The organism is Polaribacter sp. OB-PA-B3 (assembly GCF_054589375.1).
Window position 1 is genome coordinate 141,528 of record NZ_BAAIIX010000007.1, and the last position, 22,256, is coordinate 163,783.

Here is a 22,256-nt window from a genome sequence, read left to right on the forward strand (position 1 = left end):
ATTATGATAACGGTTAAACATTTAGAAGATAATAACATCATAGAATTTAAAAACACCCGAAATAATTCTATGGCTATAATCAATTTAAAATTAGGAGGAAGTTTACAAAAACTTCAAATTAATGGCGAACAAATTCTTGCGGACATGCATCCTGTACCATACGAAACCTGCTACCACTCTGCAATTCTATTTCCTTTTGTAAACAGAATAGATAACGGCAAATACATTTTTAATAAAAAAGAATATCAATTTAAAATAAATGAACCTGCCAATAATAACGCACTACATGGCTTAGTTTATAATAAAAAATTCGTTTTTGAAAATGAACATACCCGTATTAATAGCACTTCAATTACTTTAAGTTATACAGAAAAAAATAAAAATCCCGCATTTCCATATTTATATAAAATTACGTTAATCTATACATTTTCTAATACAAGTGTTGCTTTAGAAATTAAAATTGATAATATAGGTACAGAGAATTTTCCTTTTACAGTAGGTTGGCATCCTTATTTCTATTCTAAAAACTTATCTAAAAGTACTCTTAAATTTAATGCTGATAAAAAAGTAATTCATAATCAAAAAATGATTACTAAAAATTTAGAAGCAACCAATATAAGCGAATTAAGAGATTTAGAATCTGGTAATTACGATGATTGTTTTAGTTTAAGAAGCGGTAAAGTTATTTTTGAAACTCCGACTTACAATTTTACTTTAAATTCTAATTTAAAAGAAAATTATCTACAAATATATACTCCAGAAAATAAAAATGCCATTGCTATTGAACCAATAACAGGTATATCTGATAGTTTTAATAATAAAGTAGGTCTACAACTATTAAAACCTAATACAAGTTTTTCTTCAATTTATACTTTATCAGTAGATATTTAGGACATTATATTATGAAAAAAGAATTAATAAAAGAGGTTAAAAAAAGTTTTAAAAAACACTTTAATGCAAAACCAATTGTTGTGTTTTCTCCTGGTAGAATTAATTTAATAGGAGAACATACAGATTATAATGATGGTTTTGTGTTTCCTGCCGCTATAGATAAAGGTATTGCATTAGCAATTTATAAAAATGACGAAAATATAAGCAATGTGTACGCTTTAAATAAAGAAGAAATGTATTCTTTTGGTTTAGAGAACATAACACCTTTGCAAGATGGAGGTTGGAGAAATTATATTTTAGGCATTGTTTCAGAAATTCAAAAATTAGATATTAAATTAGAAAATTTTAATTGTGTTTTTGCAGGAGATATTCCTGGTGGCGCTGGTATGTCATCATCAGCAGCATTAGAAAATAGTATTGTTTTTGGTTTGAATGAGTTGTTTAATTTAAAACTTACCAAAGAACAAATGATTCTAATTTCTCAAAAAGCAGAACACAATTATGCCGGAGTAAAGTGCGGTATTATGGATCAATATGCTAGTATGTTTGGAGAAAAGAAAAGTGCACTTTTGTTAGATTGCAGATCTATAGAATCTACATCTTTTAAAATCGATTTTAAAAAATACAAACTCCTTTTAATTAACAGTAATGTAAAGCACGATTTATCTGAAAGCGCGTATAATGATAGAAGAGCGGTTTGCGAAAAGGTTTCTAAACTACTAAACATTACAGCACTTAGAGATGCTACACTAGAAGACTTAAATGCAATTAAATCTAAAATATCTAAAGCTGATTATGAAAAGACTTCTTATGTTATTGAAGAAAATTCTAGAGTAGAAAAATTTTCTGAAGCCATACAAAAAAATGATATAGAAACTTTAGGTGAATTAATTTATCAATCTCATGACGGCTTAAGCACTAAATATAAAGTTAGCTGCAAAGAATTAGATTTTTTGGTAGATGAAACTAGAAATAATTCTAAAATTTTAGGTGCAAGAATGATGGGTGGTGGTTTTGGCGGATGCACAATAAACCTTATTAAAAAATCTGAAATTGAAGATTTTAAAAAAGAAATCGCTAAGAATTTCAAAAAAGAATTTGGCAAAGATTGTTCTATTTATCAGGTAAAATTATCTGAAGGAACAAGAATCCTAAAAAAATAATTGTTATGAATACAAACTTACAAGATTATTCACACAAGAGATTAAATATTTTAACTGGTGAATGGGTTTTAGTTTCACCACATAGATCTAAAAGACCATGGCAAGGTCAAAATGAAGAAATTTCAAAGGAAAAAAGACCTACTTATGATGAAAACTGTTATCTCTGTGCAACAAATACTAGAATTAATGGAGAAGTAAACCCAGATTATAAAGATGTATTTGTTTTTACAAACGATTTTGCAGCACTACAAAAAGATTCACCATCATTTAAAGTAGAAGAAGGTTTATTTAAAGCAAAGAGCGAAACCGGAATTTGTAAAGTTATTTGTTTTAGTCCAGATCATTCTAAAAGTTTAGCAGATATGGACGTTAAAGACATAAAAAAAGTAATCAATGTTTGGCAAAAAGAATATATATCTTTAGGTGAAAACAAAAACATCAATTATGTTCAAATTTTCGAAAATAAAGGTGCGGTAATGGGATGTAGCAATCCGCATCCTCACGGGCAAATCTGGAGTCAATCTACGTTACCCAATGAAGTTGAAAAGAAAGATAATCAACAATTAAAATATTTTAATAGTAAAAATAGTAACCTTTTAGAAGATTACTTAAAACAAGAGTTAGAGACTAACGAAAGAATAATATTTGAAAATAAAGACTTTGTTGTATTAACTCCATTTTGGGCAATTTGGCCGTTTGAAGTAATGATTGCTCCTAAAAAAGCTCAGAAAAATATTACTGAGATGACAGATGAAGAAGCTTTAAATTATGCTGAAGCTATATCTGTAATAACCAAGGCTTACGACAAGTTATTTAATACTTCTTTTCCTTATTCTAGTGGTATACATCAAGCGCCAACTAATAATATAGACAACAAACATTGGCATTGGCACATGAGTTTTTATCCGCCATTATTAAGAAGTGCAACGGTAAAGAAGTTTATGGTTGGTTATGAAATGTTCGGGTCTCCACAACGAGATATAACTGCAGAATTAGCAGCAAAAAGATTAAAAAATCTTATATAAAAAAAAGCCTTTGTAATTAAACAAAGGCCTTTTTTTATTATCAATTCAAAAAAATAAATGTTTTTATTTTTTTCTGTTTACAAGTTCCCCAACTCATAAACATAACTAACTTTGATAAAATAACTCAACTTTTTATTATGAAAATGTATCTACCTCTAAATACACTTCAAAGATACGTGCTATATGTGTTGTTAAATTTAATTTTCGATAAGTGATTTAGAATTATCGACGAATGGCAGTAGTTCTTAGGTAAGCCGTTTTACAACAAGTTTAGCCTTTTCATCAATTCTGTTTTATGAGATCTACTAATAGGTATTACATGTTTTTTAATTAATACACTATTATCTTCTATATCTATTATTTCAGAAGTATTAATTATATAAGATCTGTGAATTCTAAGAAATGAATCTAACGGAAGCTTCTTTTCAATTTTCTTTAAAGTAGAATGAACTATAAAACTCTGCTTGTCTGTTCTAATACCAATATAATCTCCTTTAGCCTCTATTAAGAGTATTTCAGGAATATTAATTTTAACCAAACGCTTTTCTACGTTCACAAAAATAAAATCTTTATTTTCTATATTTTTATTTACAGTGTTTTGCTTAGATTTTTCTGAAACAAAATTTGTTAATTTATCTATAGACTTTTTAAACCTTTCTTTAGATATTGGTTTTAATAAGTAATCTACAACACTCTTATACTCAAAAGCTTCTAATGCAAAATTCTTATCTGATGTTGTTAATATAATTTTTACACTAGAATTAATTGTTTTAACAAAATCAATACCAGAAAAAGTAGGCATATGGATGTCTAAAAATGCTACATCAATATTGGTATCTGTATTTAAAAACTTTATAGCATCTATTGCAGAAGAGAATTCTTCTATTACTTCTAAATCTGTTTCTTTACATAACTGCCTAATTATTAATCTGGCAGATGCATCATCATCTATTATTATACAATTCATAGTGTAGTTAGTACTATTGGTTTTTTAAATATACATTAATTCTCTCTAAAATAAATATTAGATCTGTATATTGTTCTAAATTGCCTTTTTTTACATCATTTTCTATTTTAGAAGCAAATTCTAAAGCTATTGGCATACCCAACATACCTATTTTATGTTTTATTTTATGGATAGACAAACTTAGTTCTTCATAATTACTATTTTCATAGTAACTTTTTAAGATTGATAATTCTTCTGGAAGCTCGGTTTTTAAGATTGATAACATACTGTTTTCAAAATCAATATCTCCACCAGAAATTTCTTTTAGGTAATTTAAATTTGGTTTTTCCAAAGGATTAAATATTTATTTGCCTTTTAATTTGTTGATCTAAAGAAATAAATGTTTCTGTTCTTAAAACGTTTTTTATTGGCTGAATTTTATCATTTAAAATACGCATTAAACTCTCGTTATCTTTGCAAAGTATTTTAACTAAAATAGCGTAATTACCCGTTGTATAGTGGCTTTCTATAACTTCTGGTATTTCTTTTAACCTTTTTATTGATGATGAAAGCTGACTTGAAGAATCTAAATAAACCCCAACAAAAGCAGTAGTTGTGTAGCCTAAAGATTTCGGGTTAATAATCATATTATAACCTTCTATTAATTTAGATTTTTCTAATTTTTTTAACCTTTGATGAATTGCCGCACCAGATATACCTACTTCTCTAGCAATACTTAAAATTGGTGTTCTAGCATCTTTTACCAAAGTTCTAATTATTGTTTTATCAATTCCGTCAATTTTCATATTTCAATATATATTAAGTATAAAGGTAAAAAAAATAGAGAATACAAACTGTATTCTCTATTTAACTTTATTATTATAACTAAATAGCTAGATTTTAACTCATTGTAAAATCTTCCATAAACTTAGTTGTATAATTACCTGCAACATAATCTGGATGATCCATTAATTGTCTATGAAAAGGTATTGTTGTTTTTATACCTTCGATAACGAACTCATCTAATGCACGCTTCATTTTATTAATTGCTTCTTCTCTTGTTTGAGCAGTCGTAATTAATTTAGCAATCATAGAATCGTAATTAGGCGGAATCATATATCCTGCATAAACATGCGTATCAATTCTTATTCCGTGCCCACCAGGAGCATGAAAAGTAGTAATTTTACCTGGAGCAGGTCTAAAATTATTATGAGGATCTTCTGCATTAATTCTACATTCTATAGAATGCATTTTAGGATAATAATTCTTACCAGAAATTGGCACACCAGCCGCTACTAAAATTTGCTCTCTAATTAAGTCATAATTTACAACTTCTTCAGTAATTGGGTGTTCTACTTGTATACGAGTATTCATCTCCATAAAGTAGAAATTTCTGTGCTTATCAACTAAAAACTCTACAGTACCTGCACCTTCATATTTAATAAATTCTGCTGCTTTTACTGCTGCATTACCCATTGCTTCTCTTAATTCATCTGTCATGAAAGGAGAAGGTGTTTCTTCTGTTAATTTTTGGTGACGTCTTTGTACAGAACAGTCTCTTTCAGATAAATGACATGCTTTTCCAAAAGAATCTCCAACGATTTGAATTTCGATATGTCTTGGCTCTTCAATAAGTTTTTCCATATACATGTCGTCGTTACCAAATGCGGCTTTAGATTCTTGTCTTGCAGAATCCCAAGCATCTTTTAAGTCTTCTGGTTTCCAAACGGCACGCATACCTTTACCTCCACCTCCGGCAGAAGCTTTAAGCATTACTGGGTAACCTGTTTCTACAGCTAACTTTTCACACTCTTCAAAATCGGTAATAACACCTTCACTTCCAGGTACACAAGGTACACCGGCAGCTTTCATAGTAGATTTAGCATTTGCTTTATCTCCCATTTGGTCAATCATTTCACCTGTTGCACCAATAAACTTAATATTATGCTCGTCACATAATTTAGAAAATTTAGCGTTTTCAGATAAAAACCCATAACCTGGGTGAATAGCATCTGCATTTGTTATTTCTGCAGCAGCAATAATGTTAGACATCTTTAAGTAAGATTCTGAACTTTGTGCTGGTCCAATACAAACGGCTTCATCTGCAAATCTAACGTGTAAACTTTCTGCATCTGCAGTAGAATATACTGCTACAGTTTTTATACCCATTTCTCTACAGGTTCTAATAACACGTAGTGCTATTTCACCTCTATTGGCAATTAATATTTTTTTAAACATATTATAAAAAATTATGAATTATGAATTTGTAATTACAAGTTTGATAATTCTCGTTCGTAATTTGTAATTCATAATTAATTATTATGATGGGTCTACCAAAAATAATGGTTGATCGAATTCTACAGGAGAAGAATCGTCTACTAATACTTTAACAATCTTACCAGAGATTTCTGATTCAATTTCGTTAAATAATTTCATCGCTTCAATAACACATACTGTATCACCAACTTTAACCTCTGTACCAACTTCTACAAAGTTTGGCTTGTCTGGAGAAGGCTTTCTATAGAAAGTTCCGATTATTGGAGATTTTATAGTAATAAATTTAGAATCGTCATTATCAGATACAGGTGCAGCAGCTTGTTCTGTAGCAACAACTGGTGCCGATGGTGCTTGTTGCGCCGGCATTTGAGGTAAACCTTGCATTGGTGCAGCTTGCACAATAGTAGTTTCTGTTTTTCCAGAACCTGTTCTAATTGTAATTTTTACATCTTCCATTTCTAACTTTACCTCGCTTGCACCAGATTTAGCTACAAATTTTATAAGATTTTGAATTTCTTTAATATCCATTTCCTTATTGTTTAGTTGTTATTTTTATAAATTAGTAAGCCCATTTAAGATACGCGGCTCCCCAAGTGAAACCACCACCAAATGCGGCAAATATTAAATTATCTCCTTTTTTAAGCTCATTTTCGTAATCTGCTAATAATAATGGTAAAGTTGCAGAAGTAGTGTTACCGTAACGGTGAATATTCATCATTACTTTTTCTGCAGAAACACCTACCCTTTTAGCTGTTGCTTCTATTATTCTTTTATTAGCTTGATGTGCTACCAACCACTGTATATCTGGTTCTGTTAAGTTATTTCTAACCAACATTTTTTCGGCAACATCTGCCATATTAGAAACGGCATATTTAAAAACAGTTTTACCTTCTTGATAAACAAAATGTTTACCTTCTTCTACTGTTTGTTTTGTAGCTGGCATTTGAGAACCACCTGCTTCAATTCTTAAAAAATCTCTACCAATACCATCACTTCTTAAGTATTCATCTTGAAAACCTAACCCTTCTGTATTTGGTTCAAATAAAGCAGCTCCTGCCCCATCACCAAAAATTATACAAGTTGCTCTATCTGTATAATCTATTATAGAAGACATTTTATCGGCTCCTATTAAAAGTACTTTTTTATACCTACCAGATTCTATATAACTAGTAACAGTAGACATACCATATAAGAAACTCGAACAAGCAGCTTGTAAATCGTAAGCAAAAGCATTTGTTGCTCCTATTTCTGTTGCAACATAAGAAGCAGTAGATGCCACTGGTAAATCTGGTGTTGCTGTAGCAACGATTACCAAATCAATCTCTTTAGGATCTAAATTTTTCTTGCTAATTAAGTCTTCTGATGCTTTGATAGCCATATAAGAAGTACCTAGACCTTCTCCTTTTAAGATTCTTCTTTCTTTGATACCTGTTCTTGTAGTAATCCATTCGTCATTGGTATCTACATAGCTTTCTAACTCTTTGTTAGTTAAAACATATTCAGGAACATATTTCCCTACTGCTGTAATTGCTGCAGTGATTTTTGTCATAATACTTAGTTTGTTATCCCAATGTTAAGGAATTTCAAAGAAATGAAATTTATTTTACTTTTTAGAATAAAAAGTATTAAAACGATGGGATTTCGTATAAAAACGCAAAAAAACCCTCAAATTTGAGGGTTTTTTATGTAAAATAAAAATTTTCTATGCTTCTGCTGCTGCAGATTCTAATACTACTTGACCTCTATAGTAAAGTTTACCTTCGTGCCAGTGAGCTCTGTGATATAAGTGTGCTTCACCTGTAGTTGGATCTGTAGCAATCTGTTGTGCAGATGCTTTATAATGCGTTCTCCTTTTATCTCTTCTCGTTTTCGATATTTTTCTTTTAGGATGTGCCATTTTATGTCTTTTTTTCTGTTATTAAATTCTTTAATTTATCCCATCTAGGGTCTGTTGTTTCAACAGTTTTTTCTTCTTTTATTTCTAACTCTTCTAATTTGCTTAAAGCTTCAGACTTCATTGTACCATCTAGTACTTTTGGATGAACTCTTTTACTTGGAACAGCTAACACAATCATTTCGTAAATAAATTGCGCTACATTAAATTGATATACTTCATGAGGTAAAATTAAAATCTCTTCATTATCATCATTATATTCTGGACCAAATTTCACAACTAAAGGTAATTTAGAAGTAATTTCAAGCTCAAAATACTCATTTGTAACATCACAAGGTACGTTAACTGTACCTGAGGCTATAAACAAAAGCTCAAAAAAAGTGCTTTTTTTTACAAACTCTAAAGTAACATTTATAGAAGATTTATTAAACTCACTATAATTATAAAACTCAAAGAACGTATTATCAATACTATACTCAAATAGATGTTTTCCTTCTTTTAGTCCTACAAACTGTATGTTGTATTGTTTCAAGTCTTTCATTATCAAACATCAATTGAGCGTGCAAAGATATAAAAAAATGTTTTTATACACCGTTTTCTTTAAAAAAAAGAAATTTATTTTTAATGCTTTACTAAAAGCGTGTTTTTAGTGAGTTCTTTATATTCATTTCTTTCCTTATAAATTTGAATAGCAGAAAACAAAGCTTCCTTAAAAGACGATGGGTTTGCAAGGTTTTTACCAGCAATATCGAAACCGGTTCCATGATCTGGTGATGTTCTAATTTCACTTAATCCTGCAGTGAAATTTACGCCGTTACCAAAAGACAATGCTTTAAAAGGAGCTAAACCTTGATCGTGATAGGTTGCTAAAACGCCATCAAATTGCTTATAAGTTTCAGACCCGAAGAAACCATCTGCAGCATAAGGCCCAAAAACTAATTTGCCACTTTCTTTAATTTCTTCTATTGTTGGTTTTATAATTTCATCATCTTCTTTACCAATTACTCCTTTATCACCACAATGAGGATTCAAACCTAAAACTGCAATTTTTGGTTTCGCAATGCCAAAATCTTTCTTTAAAGAAGCATGCATTGTAGACACTTTTTCTTTAATAATTTCTGGAGTAATAGCTTCTGCTACTTTCGAAATAGGAATATGACCCGTTATCAAACCAATTCTTAATACGTCTGTCATTAGAATCATTAAACTTTTACCAGGTAAGTTTTCTTCTAAATATTCTGTATGACCTGGAAAATTAAATGTTTCTGACTGTATGGTTTCTTTATTAATAGGTGCAGTTAGTAAAACATCTATACTTTTATTCTTTAAATGTTCTACCGCAGCTTCTAAAGATTTTGCTGCATATAAACCTGAAACTTTAGTTTCCTCTCCTAATTTAATAGAAACATCTTCTTTCCAAACATTTAAAACATTTATTTTAGAATGATTTAATTGATTAATTTGGTTAATTCCATGTACAGGAACATCTAATTTTAAAGCTTTCTTATGATAAGAAACAACTTTCATCGCACCAAATAAAACCGGCGTACAGAAATCTAACATTCTCTTATCTTCAAATGTTTTTAAAATAACTTCAATACCTATACCATTTAAATCTCCTATTGAAATTCCAACGATTATTTTATCAGTTTTATCAGCCATAACTCTTGTAATATTCTTAATTTTGATATTCTACAAAAGTAACTAAAATTTAGAGAAATGTTTACAGGAATAATAGAGACACTTGGTAAAGTAACAAATTTAGTAAGTGAGAAAGATAATCTTCATATAACAGTAAGTAGCAGTATTACAAACGAATTAAAAATAGACCAAAGTGTTGCACATAACGGCGTATGCTTAACTGTTGTTGGTATTAAAGATAGTGAATACACGGTTACAGCTATTAAAGAAACTTTAAACAAAACAAATATTGGAGAATTAAAAGTAAATTCTATTGTAAATTTAGAAAGAGCAATGAAACTTGGCGATCGATTAGATGGCCATATTGTACAAGGGCATGTAGATGAAACAGGTACTTGCGTAAATATTGAAAATCAAAATGGAAGTACTGTTTTTACGTTTGAATACAACTCTAAAATAAACAATAATATTACAATAGAAAAAGGTTCTATAACTGTAAACGGAGTTAGTTTAACAGTTGTAAACTCTAAAGACGACTCGTTTAGTGTTGCAATAATACCTTACACATTAGAGAACACATCTTTTAAAAATTTAGCAATAAACGATAAAGTAAATTTAGAATTTGATGTTATAGGAAAATACGTTAGCAGACTAACTTTAAAAAATAACGATTAAAATAAAAAAAGGTTAGTTTTTTAATTTAGCTACACCATAAATTAAAGCTGAAGCCACTAAAAACAACAAACCTCCATCAACAGACAACCCTGGTGGTGGTGGTGGTGGTATTGGTGGTGGTACAATTTGACCAAAAACCAATTGAACAGAAAAAAGCACTATTATTAGTACTAAATATTTTATTTTCTTCATTTTATATCCCCCCAGATTAAAATTTTGAAATTTTTTTTTACAAATATCTAATTTTTATTTGATATATGCTAAAAAAATAAAGTGGTCCCACTTGGGCTCGAACCAAGGACCACCTGATTATGAGTCAGGTGCTCTAACCAACTGAGCTATGGGACCAAAATTATTGGATGCAAATGTACTATTATTTTTAATATTCTGGTAAAAAAAAACAAAAATCTTATACAGATCTATTCATCAACCATAAACCAAAATCTTTAAGACCCTGTTTATCAGACTCTTTAATACTCATTTTAGCTAAAGTATCGAAAGCTTTTTCGGTATAATTTGTTATTTCTTGCTTAATTAAAAGCGGAATATCGTTCAATTCGAAGATTCTTCTTACTTCAGAAATCTTAACAGAGTTCTCATTAAGCTTCTTCTTATAAAAATATTGCAACTTACCTTTCTCTTCTTCATTAGCAATTTCTAATGCCTTAAGATATAAATATGTCTTTTTATTTTCTATAATATCTCCACCAATTTGTTTTCCAAATGTCTCTGGATCTCCAAAAGTGTCTAAATAATCGTCTTGTAACTGAAATGCTAACCCTAAATTTAAACCAAAATCATAAATTAAATTTGCATTATCATCTGTTGTTTCGGCTACAATTGCACCCATTTTTAATGCAGCTGCAACTAAAACAGACGTTTTTAAGCGAATCATGTTAATATATTCCGGAATCGCAACATCAGATCTTGTTTCAAAATCAACATCTAATTGCTGTCCGTCACATACTTCTAAAGCAGTTTTGCTAAATAATTTGGCTAATTTCTGAAAAACAACAGGTTCGTAATTCTCGAAATATTGATATGCTAATATTAGCATAGCATCTCCAGAAAGTATACCTGTGTTTATATTCCATTTTTCATGAACCGTTGCCTTACCTCTTCTAAGTGGGGCATCATCCATAATATCATCATGAACTAATGTAAAATTATGAAAAACCTCTACCGCTAAAGCAGCTGGTAGTGCCTTACTTACATTGTTAGAAAATATATCAGCAGCCATTAAAGTTAAAACAGGTCTAATCCTCTTACCTCCTAGCTGTAAAATATAATCTATTGGTTCGTACAAGTTTTTAGGCTCGTGTATCCATTTTTTTGATTCTAAATAAGATAGAAATTCCTTTTGATATTGTAAAATGTCCAAATCTAAAATTTTTTGTAAAAATAATGTAAAGAAATTCTTATTTAAAGTTCTAACGTTAAAAAATGTTTAAAACTTTGGAAACTATTTTTGTTTCTAAAGTTTCCTTTTGTACATTTGCATCCGAATTATGAGAGATAAAATATTAGACCAATCTAGAGAGCTATTCTTAAACCTCGGCTTTAAGAGCGTAACCATGGACGAAATTGCGAGTTCTTTAGGCGTCTCTAAAAAGACAATATATAAGTACTTTAAAAACAAAACGGAACTTGTAGACGCTGTAACATTATATATGTTTGATAATGTTTGTGGCGGTATTGACTCAATATGTGGCTTAAACCTTGATCCGATAGACGAACTTTTTACTATTAAAAGGTTTATTATGGAAAATTTAAAGGATGAAAAATCTTCCCCTCAATATCAACTACAAAAATATTACCCTAAAATTTATGCTCCTTTAAAGAAAAAACAATTTTTAATTATGCAAGATTTTGTGATTAAGAATTTAAATGAAGGAATTAACAAAGGCCTATACAGAAAAGATATTGATGTAGAATTTATTTCTAGAATTTATTTTAACGGAATGATAGGTATTAAAGACAAAGACCTATTTCCTTTAAGAGATTATTCTATGAATACATTAATGCAATATCATTTAGAATATCACTTAAGAGGTATTTGCACAGATATAGGAATACAACAATTAGAAACCCAATTAAAACTGAAATAAATCTACCATGAAAAAAAGAATACTGGTATACTTTAGCACCTGTTTTTTCTTAATAACTAACGCACAAGAAAAAACACAAACGCTGTCTCTTAAAGAAGCAATTAACTTTGCACTAGAGAATAGTTATAACACCAAAGCCTCTAAAAACGACATTTTAGCTGCAGAAAAAAAGGTTTGGGAAACTACCACAATTGGTTTACCTCAAATTGATGGTAATATCGATTATCAAAACTTTATAAAACAACCGATTACGTTGGCAGATTTTGACCAAGATGGTACAAATGAAGAGTTTATTTTTGGTACAAAACAAAACATGAATGCAACTGTAACTTTAAGACAATTGCTTTTTGATGGTTCTTATCTTGTAGGTTTACAAGCATCTAAAACCTACTTAAAGATTTCTGAACAAGCAAATGAAAAAACAGAAATGTTAACCAAAGAAGCTGTTATTAATGCCTACGGAAATGTTTTAGTTACAGAAAATAGTATTTCTATTTTAGAAGGAAACATAAAAATTCTTCAAAAGAATTTTGACGATGCAAGAAAAATTTATGAAAATGGTTTAAATGAAGAAGAAGATGTAGAACAACTAGAAATTACTTTAGGAAACCTAAAAAACCAATTAAATAACACTAAAAGAATGAAAGAAATTGCATATCAAATGTTAAATCTTTCTTTAGGAAATCCTATTTCTACAAAATTAATTCTTACAGATTCTTTAGATTCTTTAGCTGAAGACAACATCAGCTTAAAACTAATTTCAGAAACATTTAATGTAAACAATCATATCGATTTTAAAATTTCTGAAAACGACTTAGAAACTAAAAAATTAATGGTAAAATTAGAGCAAAGTAAAGCTTTACCAACATTAAGTGCTTTTTTAAATTATGGTGCACAAGCAAACTCAGATTCTTTTACATTTTTAGATAGCAACCAACGTTGGTTCGATTCTTCTTTATTAGGCGTAAGTTTAAAAATTCCTATTTTTAGTAGTTTTGGTAGAAGTGCAAAAACCGCACAAGCAAAAATTGCATTAGAAACTGCAGATCTAAGGTTACAAGAAATAAAACAAAAATTGTCTTTAGAAGCTCAAAAAGCTAAAAACGACTATCAAATAAGCATAGATAATTATCAAACTAATAAAAAGAATGTTGGTTTAGCGGAAAGAATCGAAAAGAAACAACGTGTAAAGTTTTTTGAAGGTATTTCTTCTAGTTTCGATTTATTACAAGCTCAAAACCAATTATATACACAGCAACAAAACTACATACAATCTATGTTAGAAGTTATTGCTAAAAAAGCAACTTTAGAAAACGCATTAAACCTACCAATCAAATAATACATTACAATGAGAAAAATATATTCATTATTAGTTATATCGGCTATTTTAGTTTCTTGTGGAGAAAGCAAAGAAACATCAGTAGAAAGCATCGTTACTACTGGTAATTTAAAAGAATTAACAGCAAAGAAAAAAGAAATAACTTCTAAATTAGAAGAAATAAATAAAGATTTAGAAGCTATAAATGCAGCTATTGCAGAAAAAGATACTGATAAAAAACTTCCTTTAATTACAACTTTTGTTGCAAAAGACACTGTTTTTAATCATTATTTAGAGTTACAAGGAAACGTAACAACTAAACAAAACATTTTAATATACCCAGAAATGCCTGGTATTTTAAAAAGAGTTTTGGTTAAAGAAGGTCAAAAAGTATACAAAGGACAATTGTTGGCTACAATAGACGATGGCGGTTTGGCAAATCAAGTTGCACAACTAGAAGCAACTACACAATTGGCAAAAACTACTTACGAACGTCAAAAACGTTTATGGGAACAAAAAATAGGTTCTGAAATACAGTTTTTACAAACAAAAACAAATTACCAAGCACAATCAAGCAGTTTAAAGCAATTAAAAAGTCAGTTAGCAAAAGCTTCTATTAGAGCTCCTTTTTCTGGAGTTATAGATGATATTTTTAAAGAAGCAGGTACAGTAATTGCACCTGGGCAAGGTTCTGAAGTTTTTAGAATAGTTAACTTAAACAATATGTATATCGAAGCAGAAGTGCCAGAAAGATATATTACAAGTATTACAAAAAACAAAGCTGTTAAAGTTAGTTTTCCTGTTTTAGGAATTTCTTTAGACAGTAAAGTCAATCAAGTTGGTAGCTACATCAATCCTAACAACAGATCATTTAAAATAGAGGTTCCTGTTTCTAATAAAAGCGGAAATGTAAAACCTAACTTAACGGCAAAACTTCAAATTAATGATTATTCTGATGAAGAATCTGTATTAATTCCTCAAAGTATTATTTCTGAAAACGCTAACGGAGAACAGTTTATTTATGTTATTAGAGATAAAAATGATGCACAAGAAGCTACAGCAGAAAGAGTAATTATTAAAACTGGTAAAACACAAGGTAATCTTATAGAGGTTTTAGAAAACTTACCTGTAGGTACAGAAATTATTGATGAAGGTGCTAGAAGTGTAAATAATGGTCAAACTGTAAAGGTTATCAATAAATAAAAACTCATCTAAGATGTCAAAAGAAAAAAAGAAAATAGACAAAGAGTTTAAATTATCTTCTTGGGCAATTAACAACAAAACTACCATTTATGTAATAATGGGCGTATTGTTTTTCTATGGTATTACTGCATATTTTAGTATGGCCAGAGAAAATTTTCCGGAAGTAAAAGAAACTAAAATATATATTAGTACAATTTATCCTGGTAACACAGCAGAAGATATAGAGAAACTAATTACAGATCCTTTAGAAGATAAAGTAAAAACAGTAAGTAATGTTGTAGAAGTTACTTCTACTTCGCAAGAAGATTATTCTATTGTAATTGTAGAGTTTGATGAAAACATTACCGTAGAACAAGCCAAACAAAAGGTAAAAGACGAAATAGATACAGAAACTTCTAGTGAAGATTGGCCTACTTTTAATGGCGCAAAAGTAGAACCAAACGTATTTAATTTAAGTATGTCTGAAGAAATGCCAATTTTAAATATTAATATTTCTGGAGATTATCCTGTTTATAAACTAAAAGAGTTTGGTGAATATTTACAAGATGAAATTGAAGATTTACCAGAAATTAAAAAGGCAGATATAAGAGGTGCGCAAGAAAAAGAGGTAGAAGTTGCTGTTGATGTTTATAAAATGATGGCCAATAAAGTTAGTTTTGCCGACATTACAGCTGCAATTGGAAACGGAAACGTAACAATGTCTGCCGGTAATTTTATAACAAGCGGACAAAGAAGAACCATCAGAATTATAGGAGAAATAGACAAACCTTCAGAATTAGAAGATTTTGTAATTAAATCTGAATTCAACAATCCTATTTACTTAAAAGATGTTGCAAAAGTATCTTTTAAAGATAAAGACAAAACAACTTATGCAAGAGAACGTGGTGAAGCTGTTGTAATGTTAGATGTTAAAAAGCGTGCAGGTAAAAACATGGTTGCTGCCGCAGAAAAAATTCAGGTAATTGTAGATGATGCTATTGCAAATGAGTTTCCAAAAGATTTAAAAGTTACAATTGCAAATGATCAATCTCCCAAAACTATTGGACAAGTAGATGATTTAGTAAACAACATTATTTTTGGTGTAATACTAGTTGTCGTTGTTTTAATGTTTTTCTTAGGATTTAAAAACGCTGTTTTTGTTGGTTTTGCAATACCTATGTCTATGTTTATGTCTTTAATGATTTTAAACATGTTGGGCTACACCATGAATACCATGATACTTTTCGGACTTATTATGGGTCTTGGTATGTTAGTTGACAACGGAATTGTAGTTGTAGAAAACGTATATCGTTTAATGGATGAAGAAGGAATGAATAAAGTTGATGCCGCTAAAAAAGGTATTAGTGAAATTGCTTTTCCTATTATTATTTCTACTGCAACAACAGTTGCTGCATTTATTCCTTTAGGTCTTTGGCCAGGAATTATGGGAGACTTTATGAAGTTGCTACCAATTACATTATCTACTGTATTAGGTTCTTCTTTATTAGTTGCTATTTTCTTTAACTCTGTACTTGTATCACAATACATGAGCGTAGAAGATAAAGATATGCCAGTAAAAAGAATTGTAATTATTACAAGTATTATGACAGCATTAGGTGTTCTAGTTTTAATAACTGGTGGCGCTTATAGGGCTTTAGGTACTTTAATGATTTTTACAGCAATAATGCTTTGGGCTTATAGATTATTTTTAAGAGGTTGGGCAAATAGTTTTCAAAATAAAGTATTACCTAGGTTAGAATCTTGGTACGAAAGACAATTAAAAAGAGCATTGTCTGGCTGGACACCTTATGTTTTAACCTTTAGTACTTTTGTACTACTAATTGTTGCTTTTATGTCTTTTGGTATGTCTTTGAAATCACAAAGAACAAAAGTTGAATTTTTTCCAGACAACAAACCAAATCAAATTATTGTTTATATAGAATACCCAGAAGGTACAGATATCGAAAAAACAAATAGCATTACTAAATTAATAGAACAAAAGGTATCTGATGTTTTATATAGTGATGATTATATGGATGGCGATTACAACTTTATGGTAGAAAGTTTAGTATCTCAAGTTGGTGAAGGTGCCGGAAATCCACAAACGGATGGTGGTTCTGCAGCAGAAATGCCACATAAAGGTAAAATTACCGCTTCTATGAGAGAATATAAATATAGAAGAGGTTTAGACAGTGAGCTTTTAAGACAAAAAGTACAAACTGCTTTGGTAGGTATTTATCCTGGTGTATTAATTTCTGTAGAAAAAGACGCAAACGGACCACCAGTTGGATCTCCTATCAACATTGAAATACAAGGTGATGATTACGCAGAATTAATTACAACTGCGCAAAGAATGCGAGATTTTATTAATACCAAAAGTATTTCTGGTATTGATGAACTAAAAATTGATGTTAACAGAGACAAACCAGCAATGAAAGTTGTTGTAGATAGAAAAAAAGCAGGTGAATTAGGCGTATCTACAGGACAAGTTGGGCAACAATTAAGAGCTTCTATTTTTGGTAACAAAGCAGGTGTTTATAAAGAAGATGGTGAAGATTATGACATTTATGTTCGTTTTAATAAAGAAGATAGATATAATAAAAGTGCTGTTTTTAATCAGAATATAATCTTTAGAGATATGGCTTCTGGTAAAATAAAAGAAATTCCGGTTTCTACAGTAGCCACACAAACAAACAACTCTGGTTTCAGTGCAATTAAGCATAAAAAATTAAAACGTGTTGTAACAGTTTACTCTGCATTAGCTCCTGGAGAAACAGATGCAGGCGCTGTTGTTGGTAAAATTAGAGAAGAAATGAAAAACTTTAAAAATTTACCTAAAGGAATTAAAATAGATTATACTGGTCAACTAGAAGAACAAGAAAAGCAAATGAACTTTTTAGTTGGAGCATTTTTTACAGGATTGGCATTGATATTTTTCATCTTAATTTTCCAATTTAATTCGGTTTCTAAACCAGGAATTATAATGCTTGCCATATTTTTAAGTTTCATTGGTGTATTTGGTGGATTGGTAATCTCTGGCGCTCCTTTTGTTATTATGATGACAATGATGGGAATTATTTCTCTTGCTGGTATTGTGGTAAACAACGGTGTAGTTTTACTAGATTACGCACAATTGTTAATAGATAGAAAGAAAGATAGTTTAGATTTAGAGGAAGATGAATTTTTACCAAAAGAAGAACTATTTACAAGTATTGTACAAGCTGGTAAAGCGCGTCTAAGACCCGTTTTATTAACTGCTATTACTACTATTTTAGGTTTAATACCTTTAGCAATTGGTTTAAATATTAACTTTTTCACTTTATTTAGCGAGTTTAACCCTCATATTTATTTTGGTGGAGATAACGTTGTTTTTTGGGGACCATTAGCTTGGACAGTTATTTATGGTCTTGTTGTGGCAACTTTCTTAACTCTTATTGTTGTGCCAATTTTATTCTTTTTAATTACTAAATTTAAAATGAGAATTAAAGACAATTAAATAATGACGTAGATAAAACAAAACTTGCTTACACAGAAGGACAAGAATAATTTTTAAAAGAAAATGTAAACAAATAAAGGGATGAAATCGTTTAGGTTTCATCCCTTTTTATATTTTTGAGCCAATGATGCAAAAAAAATCGTTTACCGTAGAAGAAATTAAACGCAAAATAGAACAGTATTGTGTTTACCAAGATCGTTGCCATAAAGAGGTAGAACAAAAAATGCGTGATTATAATTTGATTCCGGAAGCTAGAGAACTTATACTTTTAAGTTTAATGAAAGATAATTTTCTGAACGAAGAACGTTTTGCTAAAAGTTTTGCAAGAGGAAAATTCAGGATTAAAAATTGGGGAAAACAAAGAATTGTTAGAGAGTTAAAGTTTAAAGATATTTCTGCTTATAATATTAAAACTGCTCTTAAAGAAATTGAAGAAGAAGAATATATTGAAACCATTTATAGAATTACAGAAAATAGAAATGCTGTAATTTCTGAAAGCGATATTTACAAACGTAAAAATAAATTGATAGGCTTTTTAATGCGCAAAGGTTTTGAAAATGAACTTATTTTTAAAGTGGTTAATGAAATTGTTAGTTAATAGAATAAGCTAGCAAATACACTTAGCCCTGATAGAGCAATTTGTTTGAGCTCTTTTGAGGAACGAAAAAAGCGAGTTGCGAAAGCAGGAAATAGCTACTAAAAAATTAATTTTTATATTTTTTTAAAAACTTAGCATCATTTTCATTTTTTGCATTTATAACTTTTTGAACATCGTCATTTGGAATTGCAACAGATAAAACATATTGCTTTATTTGCCATTTACCATCGATGTTTTCTAAAACACCAGAACCTCTACAAGTTCCCATCCAAGTATTTAAAAGCTCATCAAACCATACAAAATCTTTGTTTTTGTTTACATAAACATTTCTTTCTAAAGTGGTAAAAGACCATGCTTTACCTCTATCAAAAAAAGGTTTGCTAAAGCCAATAAATTCCTTTTTGGTCCAGATTTCTTCGGCTGCTGTACCAATATAAACCGCGTCTGTAGACATTGCATTAAAGTAATTGTCAAAATTTGCATCTGCAGCAGCTTTGTGCCAATTCACCATAAAAATGTTTATATCTTCCTTTATAGTTTCAGCATCTTTTTTTATAACTTTTGATGATGCACAAGCACTTAAAACCAATATACTTGTTAATATTGCTATTACTTTTTTCATGATGTTTATTGTCTTTGCCTAGAGCCTTTGTCTAAATTATTTTTTTCTATTAGCTTTTCTTTCATTCTTAAATCTATCGATTTTTTAGAAACAGTATCTAATCGCGTAGAATCTAAACCAATAAAATCTACATCAATATCAATTTCGTTCTCAAATCTAATTTTAGCTAAAACGGTATTTATTTTTGTATTAATATCAGAAAAGGCAGCCATCGTTTTACTTACTTGTTTATTTACTTCTGCTGCTTCAATAGCACTAATTTCTGTAATATCTGCTAATCTTAAAACCTCATTATATAAAATATTGATTCTAGCATTTACAGAAGGAATATCAAATTTTTGAGGTTTAACACTGTCTTTTAACCTTTTAACCAAATCTTTTAACTCAACAGCATTACTTAAAGCTTCGTTAGGTGAAATTTTTTGATATTTAACAAAAAAAGAATCTACTTCTTTTAGGTATTTCCAGTCTTTTACTTCGTTGTAAAATGTAGGTAAAACTGGTGCTGTTTTGGTGTGAGATTGTGCCAAAGCCATTAATGGTTTTGGTTTTATTTCTTCTTTATTTTCTTGTTTGTTTCCACAAGAAACTACAAAAACGCTTAGTAATAAAAGGTATATATATTTCACGATATTATTTAAAAAAGTAAAAATACACATTTTTAAGCGTAAAATAGTTTTTAAAGAAATGATAACAAATTGGTTATATAAGCTAATAAATTACTGAATAATTATTTTATTAAATAATTATTACGAATACTTAAATTAAGTACCTTTGTTGTTGATTTTAATTCAATCTAAAAATGAATGAAACTATTTTAGTTTTAGGTGCCAGCGGGCAAATTGGTAACGAGTTAACCCAAAAACTACGTACAATTTACGGTAACAATAATGTTATTGCTTCTGATATTAGAGAAGGTAATGAAGATATGATGACTTCTGGTCCTTTTGAAATTATAGATGCCACAGATAAAGAAACCATTTTAAAAATGGTTAAAAAATATGATGTTACTCAGGTTTATTTATTAGCGGCAATGTTATCTGCAACAGCCGAGAAATTTCCACAAAAAGCGTGGGATTTAAACATGACATCTTTACTTGGCGTATTAGATTTGGCTAAAGAAAAACATATAAAACAAGTTTATTGGCCAAGCTCTATAGCCGTATTTGGACCAACAACTCCTAAAGAGAATACACCACAAAAAACAATAATGGAACCAAGTACTGTTTACGGAATTAGTAAACTTTCTGGAGAGTTTTGGTGTAATTATTATCACGAAAAGTTTGGTGTAGATGTTCGAAGCATTCGTTATCCTGGTATCATTTCTTGGAAAACAAAACCAGGTGGCGGCACAACAGATTATGCCGTAGATATTTATTTTAAAGCATTAGAAGAAGGTAATTACGAATGCTTTTTATCAGAAAAAACACGTTTACCAATGATGTTTATGGATGATGCTGTAAACGCTACCATACAACTTATGCAAGCAAAACCAAAAGATGTAAAAGTTAGAACTGCTTATAATTTAGCCGCTATAGATTTTACACCAGAAGAAATTGCTTTAGAAATAAAAAAACACTTACCAGAATTTAAAATTTCTTACAAACCAGACTTTAGACAAGAAATTGCAGATAGTTGGCCTTCTGTTATTGATGATTCTGAAGCTCGAAAAGATTGGAACTGGCAACATAAATTTAATTTAGAAAGCATGACCAAAGAAATTTTATCGAACTTAAATAATTAAAATTTAAGCATTGTAAGATTATTAAAAATGTACGTCTAAACTCTTAAACCAAGCAATTTTTAGCATGAAAGAAATTATAGAGAATAGTCTTAAAAACACAATTTCTTACGCAGAGTACAGAAATTTAGTTAGCAATTTATTAGAAGAAGGTAAAGCAACAGGCCCAATACAATCTGAGGCTTTAACAAATTATAGTTTATTAAATGATAAACGTATGAAACGTTTAGATAAAACTATTAAAATTTCTGAAGAAACAATCTCTAAATTTCAAAAAGTAACTGCACCACAAACTTGGTTGGTAATTACCGAAGGTTGGTGTGGCGATGCTGCACAAAACATTCCTGTACTTCAAAAAATTGCAGATACTACAGATAAAGTAGATTTAAGAATAGTTTTAAGAGACGAAAACTTACCTTTAATGGATTTGTTTCTTACTAACGGCGGTAGAAGTATTCCTAAATTAATTGCTTTAGATAAAGACAACAATGTTATTAATACTTGGGGACCAAGACCTTCTACAGCTACTAAAATGGTTGCAGATTATAAAGAAAAAAATGGCACTATTGACGCACAGTTTAAACAAGATTTACAAGTTTGGTACAATAAAAACAAAGGTAAAAATGTGCAAGAAGATTTAGTAAAGCTTGCTACAGAAATATCGGCAAAAGAAATATAA

24 protein-coding genes and 1 tRNA gene are annotated in these 22,256 nt (G+C 29.7%); 11 read left to right on the forward strand and 14 right to left on the reverse strand.

All coding sequences use genetic code 11. The annotated features are described in order from the left end of the window. The first annotated feature begins 3 nt into the window (after positions 1–3). The 3 genes from ACYPV9_RS12810 to ACYPV9_RS12820 are packed head-to-tail and all read left to right on the forward strand — an operon-like array spanning position 4 to position 3,079. A complete protein-coding gene (locus ACYPV9_RS12810; RefSeq protein ID WP_299063220.1) occupies positions 4–891 on the forward strand; it encodes an aldose 1-epimerase in 888 nt (295 codons plus the stop codon). Between the two features lie 11 nt (positions 892–902). Next, positions 903–2,054, forward strand: a complete 1,152-nt coding sequence (galK, locus tag ACYPV9_RS12815; protein WP_299063217.1) for a galactokinase — start codon at positions 903–905, stop codon at positions 2,052–2,054. A 5-nt stretch (positions 2,055–2,059) separates the two neighbouring features. Next, entirely contained in the window at positions 2,060–3,079 is a 1,020-nt protein-coding gene (locus tag ACYPV9_RS12820; protein WP_459744301.1) for a UDP-glucose--hexose-1-phosphate uridylyltransferase, read from the forward strand. Positions 3,080–3,338: 259 nt separating this feature from the next. Here the strand turns inward: ACYPV9_RS12820 and ACYPV9_RS12825 are convergent, their stop codons facing one another. The 9 genes from ACYPV9_RS12825 to pdxA all read right to left on the reverse strand — a co-directional run bounded on the left by ACYPV9_RS12825 (position 3,339) and on the right by pdxA (position 9,858). Further along, positions 3,339–4,046: a LytR/AlgR family response regulator transcription factor gene (locus ACYPV9_RS12825; RefSeq protein ID WP_459744303.1), complete on the reverse strand. Its 708-nt coding sequence runs from the start codon at positions 4,044–4,046 to the stop codon at positions 3,339–3,341. A 13-nt stretch (positions 4,047–4,059) separates the two neighbouring features. Further along, a complete protein-coding gene (locus ACYPV9_RS12830; RefSeq protein WP_299063209.1) occupies positions 4,060–4,377 on the reverse strand; it encodes an Hpt domain-containing protein in 318 nt (105 codons plus the stop codon). 4 nt (positions 4,378–4,381) lie between these two features. Then, positions 4,382–4,831, reverse strand: coding sequence for an Lrp/AsnC family transcriptional regulator (locus ACYPV9_RS12835; RefSeq protein ID WP_077810914.1), 450 nt, complete (start codon positions 4,829–4,831; stop codon positions 4,382–4,384). 94 nt (positions 4,832–4,925) lie between these two features. Continuing rightward, the gene (accC, locus tag ACYPV9_RS12840; protein ID WP_299063204.1) at positions 4,926–6,263 is read right to left on the reverse strand and encodes an acetyl-CoA carboxylase biotin carboxylase subunit; all 1,338 of its coding nucleotides are present in this window, start codon (positions 6,261–6,263) and stop codon (positions 4,926–4,928) included. 81 nt (positions 6,264–6,344) lie between these two features. After that, the gene (gene accB / locus ACYPV9_RS12845; RefSeq protein ID WP_459744308.1) at positions 6,345–6,830 is read right to left on the reverse strand and encodes an acetyl-CoA carboxylase biotin carboxyl carrier protein; all 486 of its coding nucleotides are present in this window, start codon (positions 6,828–6,830) and stop codon (positions 6,345–6,347) included. A gap of 31 nt (positions 6,831–6,861) precedes the next feature. Further along, a complete protein-coding gene (locus tag ACYPV9_RS12850) occupies positions 6,862–7,851 on the reverse strand; it encodes a beta-ketoacyl-ACP synthase III (protein ID WP_299063198.1) in 990 nt (329 codons plus the stop codon). A 153-nt stretch (positions 7,852–8,004) separates the two neighbouring features. Further along, on the reverse strand, positions 8,005–8,199 hold the full coding sequence (rpmF, locus tag ACYPV9_RS12855; RefSeq protein ID WP_068361688.1) for a 50S ribosomal protein L32: 195 nt from the start codon (positions 8,197–8,199) through the stop codon (positions 8,005–8,007). Between the two features lies 1 nt (position 8,200). Continuing rightward, positions 8,201–8,737, reverse strand: a complete 537-nt coding sequence (locus ACYPV9_RS12860) for a YceD family protein (protein WP_299063195.1) — start codon at positions 8,735–8,737, stop codon at positions 8,201–8,203. A gap of 80 nt (positions 8,738–8,817) precedes the next feature. Further along, the gene (pdxA, locus tag ACYPV9_RS12865) at positions 8,818–9,858 is read right to left on the reverse strand and encodes a 4-hydroxythreonine-4-phosphate dehydrogenase PdxA (RefSeq protein ID WP_299063192.1); all 1,041 of its coding nucleotides are present in this window, start codon (positions 9,856–9,858) and stop codon (positions 8,818–8,820) included. Between the two features lie 57 nt (positions 9,859–9,915). On the opposite strand from pdxA, the gene ACYPV9_RS12870 reads away from it, so the two are divergent. Beyond that, entirely contained in the window at positions 9,916–10,512 is a 597-nt protein-coding gene (locus ACYPV9_RS12870; RefSeq protein WP_459744312.1) for a riboflavin synthase, read from the forward strand. A gap of 12 nt (positions 10,513–10,524) precedes the next feature. On the opposite strand, the gene ACYPV9_RS12875 is transcribed toward ACYPV9_RS12870, so the two are convergent. From ACYPV9_RS12875 to ACYPV9_RS12885, 3 genes are all read right to left on the reverse strand, one after another. After that, positions 10,525–10,704: a PID-CTERM protein-sorting domain-containing protein gene (locus ACYPV9_RS12875; protein ID WP_299063187.1), complete on the reverse strand. Its 180-nt coding sequence runs from the start codon at positions 10,702–10,704 to the stop codon at positions 10,525–10,527. A gap of 82 nt (positions 10,705–10,786) precedes the next feature. Next, a tRNA-Ile gene (locus tag ACYPV9_RS12880) sits at positions 10,787–10,860 on the reverse strand. Between the two features lie 61 nt (positions 10,861–10,921). After that, a complete protein-coding gene (locus tag ACYPV9_RS12885; protein WP_459744314.1) occupies positions 10,922–11,893 on the reverse strand; it encodes a polyprenyl synthetase family protein in 972 nt (323 codons plus the stop codon). Between the two features lie 127 nt (positions 11,894–12,020). Here ACYPV9_RS12885 and ACYPV9_RS12890 point away from each other — a divergent pair, with 127 nt between their 5' ends. The 5 genes from ACYPV9_RS12890 to ACYPV9_RS12910 all read left to right on the forward strand — a co-directional run bounded on the left by ACYPV9_RS12890 (position 12,021) and on the right by ACYPV9_RS12910 (position 19,214). Next, positions 12,021–12,620 carry a TetR/AcrR family transcriptional regulator gene (locus ACYPV9_RS12890; RefSeq protein ID WP_299064036.1) on the forward strand — a complete coding sequence of 200 codons (600 nt, stop codon included), beginning with the start codon at positions 12,021–12,023 and terminating at the stop codon, positions 12,618–12,620. A gap of 7 nt (positions 12,621–12,627) precedes the next feature. Further along, positions 12,628–13,959 carry a TolC family protein gene (locus tag ACYPV9_RS12895; protein ID WP_459744317.1) on the forward strand — a complete coding sequence of 444 codons (1,332 nt, stop codon included), beginning with the start codon at positions 12,628–12,630 and terminating at the stop codon, positions 13,957–13,959. Positions 13,960–13,968: 9 nt separating this feature from the next. Further along, the gene (locus tag ACYPV9_RS12900) at positions 13,969–15,141 is read left to right on the forward strand and encodes an efflux RND transporter periplasmic adaptor subunit (protein ID WP_459744319.1); all 1,173 of its coding nucleotides are present in this window, start codon (positions 13,969–13,971) and stop codon (positions 15,139–15,141) included. A 13-nt stretch (positions 15,142–15,154) separates the two neighbouring features. Further along, positions 15,155–18,616, forward strand: a complete 3,462-nt coding sequence (locus ACYPV9_RS12905; protein ID WP_459744321.1) for an efflux RND transporter permease subunit — start codon at positions 15,155–15,157, stop codon at positions 18,614–18,616. A gap of 124 nt (positions 18,617–18,740) precedes the next feature. Continuing rightward, positions 18,741–19,214, forward strand: coding sequence for a regulatory protein RecX (locus ACYPV9_RS12910; protein WP_299063174.1), 474 nt, complete (start codon positions 18,741–18,743; stop codon positions 19,212–19,214). A 106-nt stretch (positions 19,215–19,320) separates the two neighbouring features. Here ACYPV9_RS12910 and ACYPV9_RS12915 read toward each other — a convergent pair whose 3' ends face one another. Together ACYPV9_RS12915 and ACYPV9_RS12920 are read right to left on the reverse strand one after the other, a co-directional pair. Beyond that, positions 19,321–19,836, reverse strand: coding sequence for a nuclear transport factor 2 family protein (locus tag ACYPV9_RS12915; protein ID WP_299063172.1), 516 nt, complete (start codon positions 19,834–19,836; stop codon positions 19,321–19,323). Between the two features lie 5 nt (positions 19,837–19,841). Next, positions 19,842–20,465, reverse strand: coding sequence for a hypothetical protein (locus ACYPV9_RS12920; protein ID WP_299063169.1), 624 nt, complete (start codon positions 20,463–20,465; stop codon positions 19,842–19,844). Between the two features lie 173 nt (positions 20,466–20,638). Here ACYPV9_RS12920 and ACYPV9_RS12925 point away from each other — a divergent pair, with 173 nt between their 5' ends. Next, positions 20,639–21,580 (forward strand): NAD-dependent epimerase/dehydratase family protein, encoded by a 942-nt coding sequence (locus ACYPV9_RS12925; RefSeq protein ID WP_459744326.1) that lies wholly within the window; start codon positions 20,639–20,641, stop codon positions 21,578–21,580. Positions 21,581–21,644: 64 nt separating this feature from the next. Next, positions 21,645–22,256 carry a thioredoxin family protein gene (locus tag ACYPV9_RS12930; RefSeq protein ID WP_459744328.1) on the forward strand — a complete coding sequence of 204 codons (612 nt, stop codon included), beginning with the start codon at positions 21,645–21,647 and terminating at the stop codon, positions 22,254–22,256.

What these genes read in the sequence shown, in the direction of transcription:
- ACYPV9_RS12870 (WP_459744312.1), top strand. Translation starts at nt 9,916, where the DNA reads ATGTTTACAGGAATAATAGAGACACTTGGTAAAGTAACAAATTTAGTA.
- ACYPV9_RS12810 (WP_299063220.1), top strand. Translation starts at nt 4, where the DNA reads ATGATAACGGTTAAACATTTAGAAGATAATAACATCATAGAATTTAAA.
- accB (WP_459744308.1), bottom strand. Translation starts at nt 6,830, where the DNA reads ATGGATATTAAAGAAATTCAAAATCTTATAAAATTTGTAGCTAAATCT.
- ACYPV9_RS12825 (WP_459744303.1), bottom strand. Translation starts at nt 4,046, where the DNA reads ATGAATTGTATAATAATAGATGATGATGCATCTGCCAGATTAATAATT.
- ACYPV9_RS12890 (WP_299064036.1), top strand. Translation starts at nt 12,021, where the DNA reads ATGAGAGATAAAATATTAGACCAATCTAGAGAGCTATTCTTAAACCTC.
- ACYPV9_RS12900 (WP_459744319.1), top strand. Translation starts at nt 13,969, where the DNA reads ATGAGAAAAATATATTCATTATTAGTTATATCGGCTATTTTAGTTTCT.
- ACYPV9_RS12820 (WP_459744301.1), top strand. Translation starts at nt 2,060, where the DNA reads ATGAATACAAACTTACAAGATTATTCACACAAGAGATTAAATATTTTA.
- ACYPV9_RS12905 (WP_459744321.1), top strand. Translation starts at nt 15,155, where the DNA reads ATGTCAAAAGAAAAAAAGAAAATAGACAAAGAGTTTAAATTATCTTCT.
- ACYPV9_RS12860 (WP_299063195.1), bottom strand. Translation starts at nt 8,737, where the DNA reads ATGAAAGACTTGAAACAATACAACATACAGTTTGTAGGACTAAAAGAA.
- ACYPV9_RS12875 (WP_299063187.1), bottom strand. Translation starts at nt 10,704, where the DNA reads ATGAAGAAAATAAAATATTTAGTACTAATAATAGTGCTTTTTTCTGTT.
- rpmF (WP_068361688.1), bottom strand. Translation starts at nt 8,199, where the DNA reads ATGGCACATCCTAAAAGAAAAATATCGAAAACGAGAAGAGATAAAAGG.
- ACYPV9_RS12930 (WP_459744328.1), top strand. Translation starts at nt 21,645, where the DNA reads ATGAAAGAAATTATAGAGAATAGTCTTAAAAACACAATTTCTTACGCA.
- accC (WP_299063204.1), bottom strand. Translation starts at nt 6,263, where the DNA reads ATGTTTAAAAAAATATTAATTGCCAATAGAGGTGAAATAGCACTACGT.
- ACYPV9_RS12895 (WP_459744317.1), top strand. Translation starts at nt 12,628, where the DNA reads ATGAAAAAAAGAATACTGGTATACTTTAGCACCTGTTTTTTCTTAATA.
- galK (WP_299063217.1), top strand. Translation starts at nt 903, where the DNA reads ATGAAAAAAGAATTAATAAAAGAGGTTAAAAAAAGTTTTAAAAAACAC.
- ACYPV9_RS12835 (WP_077810914.1), bottom strand. Translation starts at nt 4,831, where the DNA reads ATGAAAATTGACGGAATTGATAAAACAATAATTAGAACTTTGGTAAAA.
- ACYPV9_RS12915 (WP_299063172.1), bottom strand. Translation starts at nt 19,836, where the DNA reads ATGAAAAAAGTAATAGCAATATTAACAAGTATATTGGTTTTAAGTGCT.
- ACYPV9_RS12850 (WP_299063198.1), bottom strand. Translation starts at nt 7,851, where the DNA reads ATGACAAAAATCACTGCAGCAATTACAGCAGTAGGGAAATATGTTCCT.
- ACYPV9_RS12925 (WP_459744326.1), top strand. Translation starts at nt 20,639, where the DNA reads ATGAATGAAACTATTTTAGTTTTAGGTGCCAGCGGGCAAATTGGTAAC.
- ACYPV9_RS12910 (WP_299063174.1), top strand. Translation starts at nt 18,741, where the DNA reads ATGATGCAAAAAAAATCGTTTACCGTAGAAGAAATTAAACGCAAAATA.
- pdxA (WP_299063192.1), bottom strand. Translation starts at nt 9,858, where the DNA reads ATGGCTGATAAAACTGATAAAATAATCGTTGGAATTTCAATAGGAGAT.